Genomic DNA, 2,313 nt, shown 5'->3' on the forward strand with positions numbered 1-2,313 from the left:
ATCCTTGGTTGTAAAGTTAGGATTGTCCGCTAAGTAATCCCCTGCATTTCACGCTCCATGCGCTTATAGCAGAACTTGTCGAGCGGCGCCCGTTTACAGAAGAGTGGATTTTTAATCTTTTACTTTAATATCCTTTGCTTCAGCTTGAGCAGGATAGGACTGGTCAATTCCATTATTTATTTGTGCCACTATTTCTTCCCCTATACTTAATTTATTAGGATTATCATAGCCTAAGTAAATAAGTGAAACTTGTTCTTTATCCAATTCTGGAATTGATTTATCTTTTATGTTTTCATATTTCTCCGGTGTAATATCTTCAGCTACCAATATTCGGTTCCCTTCTTTTTCAAGTATATAGCCTTCTACTCTTAAATCCCCGTCTGAGTGGTTCCCACCATTTTCTGAGCAGCCAATTACTAATACAATAACGCTAAAAAAAATTAGACCAAGAGTAAGGACCTTTTTTTGTTTCATTCAATCACCTCTATAAAATTAGACGTTAGAGGGTACAAAATGGTTTCCTTAACCTCAAGTAAACTGCCCTATTACTTAACAAACTTGCCAAATAATTTGTTACTTAGGAAGAGTCTACTCATCGGCCAATTCAGTTATTGATTTTTCTGACCAATGCACACCAATTACCATTACTCGTTCTTCATCATTTATTAATTCTTCTAAGTTACGTTCACTGTTGATATTATTAGTCGTTGAAGAACCAGAATGCTGGACAATTAGCCATGACGTTTCACCGAGTTCAACAGGTGCCGAGGGTTGAATGGATGTGACTACTGATTCTTCGTTTTGAAAAGGAATTTCTAGGATAGGTGTTGTAGAGACGGATGTGTCCACATAAGTGGACGAATCGCCATTTCCTTCTTTATTTCTGTCAAATACTTGTGCAAGGTCCAATCGATAAGTAGTGTCTTCCGTTTTAGATGGATTTTTGGTAAGAGTGATAGCCAGTTCATCCAACTCTTCTCTATGTTTCTCCCGTAACCCTATCCCTACAACTCCTCTCTCGTATTCATCGACACGCTTGCCATCTTCATAAGCGTTCACCATTAATTCAAGAGTGACAGCGTCTCGAGGGACCTTTTTCACATCATAGATAGCTACATTATCCACTCCTAAGTTGGCATAATGCTCTTCTATTTCCGATATATCTTTTAACGCTAACACCGATTCATTGCTGTTGTCTTTTTCAACACTGTCTCCCGAATCACTCTCAGACACTGGTTCCTCCTCGTTCATCTGAGTAGCATCATTACATGCCGTCAATAAAAGAGTTAAACATATCACTGCAAAAATAATACCTTGCTTCACTTTAAAACTCCTTCAGCTAATGGTCTGTTCATTCTAAATAACAGTTATTTCAAAACATAAACTTCAGAATAGGGCATTTTAGTAATGACCATTGGGTCATCTAAATTTGCATTTGGCAGTTGTTGCGGCTCACTTTTTCTAGGCATAGATTGAATATTTTCAGCCTCTGGTGGCAATGGGGCTTCAATAGAATCCATAATAACAACTTTCTGTTCAGAGTGTTCCTCTTTTTTAGATGAATGATTTCCAGATGTCTCGGTATCTTGTATCTCCTGAAAATTGTTACACCCGAATAAAGTGAAACTTAAGGCTAGTAACATGAAGACGAAAAGTAACTTACTCAATTTAACCCCCCCTCATTAACGCATTTTGCTAAATAGACGAAATGAACTCTTTTTTGTTTCAGAATACACGGAACAATCATATTCTCTTTCCCTAAATTATTTCAGAATCCTACCACTTACTCAATGTTTGTTCCATTAAATGGCCCTTTTCTGCAATGGGGTTTTGGATCTGTTTGTAAAAGTATACCTTTACGAACGGTTTATTTTTTCATCTAATAGATAGCTATAAACGTTCGTAAATAACAAGAAAATAATTATGAACGTCCATTTAATTTGACGTACATTTACGAACGGAAATGAGGTATAATGAAGAAGGTACACTGGATGTTTGTGGAAAGGAATGCTAGTAGTAAATGGAAAACAGACGAATGGGTTATATAAGAGTAAGCAGTAAAGATCAAAATGAAAAAAGACAAATTGCTGCTATGAAAGAACACGGGATTAATGAAAGAGATATTTTCATGGATAAAGTAAGTGGAAAAGATTTTCAACGAGAAAATTATCAATTACTCAAACGTATTCTTCGTAAAGGCGATGTTTTGTATATTCATTCTCTCGACCGTTTCGGAAGAAATAAAAACGAGATTGTCGAAGAATGGAACGATATTACCAAAAATATTCAAGCTGATATTGTTGTGTTAGACAT

Annotated in this window: 4 protein-coding genes; 1 reads left to right on the forward strand and 3 read right to left on the reverse strand. The window is 36.1% G+C overall.

Features of this window, described 5'->3' with window-relative positions; all coding sequences use genetic code 11:
- Positions 1-111 precede the first annotated feature (111 nt).
- From BLT18_RS17875 to BLT18_RS17885, 3 genes are all read right to left on the reverse strand, one after another.
- The gene (locus BLT18_RS17875; protein WP_091277138.1) at positions 112-474 is read right to left on the reverse strand and encodes a DUF3221 domain-containing protein; all 363 of its coding nucleotides are present in this window, start codon (positions 472-474) and stop codon (positions 112-114) included.
- A gap of 114 nt (positions 475-588) precedes the next feature.
- A complete protein-coding gene (locus tag BLT18_RS17880) occupies positions 589-1,323 on the reverse strand; it encodes a hypothetical protein (protein WP_091277142.1) in 735 nt (244 codons plus the stop codon).
- Positions 1,324-1,367: 44 nt separating this feature from the next.
- Positions 1,368-1,667, reverse strand: coding sequence for a hypothetical protein (locus tag BLT18_RS17885; protein WP_091277144.1), 300 nt, complete (start codon positions 1,665-1,667; stop codon positions 1,368-1,370).
- A gap of 353 nt (positions 1,668-2,020) precedes the next feature.
- On the opposite strand from BLT18_RS17885, the gene BLT18_RS17890 reads away from it, so the two are divergent.
- A partial coding sequence (locus BLT18_RS17890) for a recombinase family protein (protein ID WP_139184773.1) occupies positions 2,021-2,313 on the forward strand: 293 nt, incomplete at its 3' end.

It is taken from the genome of Alteribacillus persepolensis, assembly GCF_900099605.1.
Lineage (GTDB): Bacteria > Bacillota > Bacilli > Bacillales > Marinococcaceae > Alteribacillus > Alteribacillus persepolensis.

What these genes read in the sequence shown, in the direction of transcription:
- BLT18_RS17875 (WP_091277138.1), bottom strand. Translation starts at nt 474, where the DNA reads ATGAAACAAAAAAAGGTCCTTACTCTTGGTCTAATTTTTTTTAGCGTT.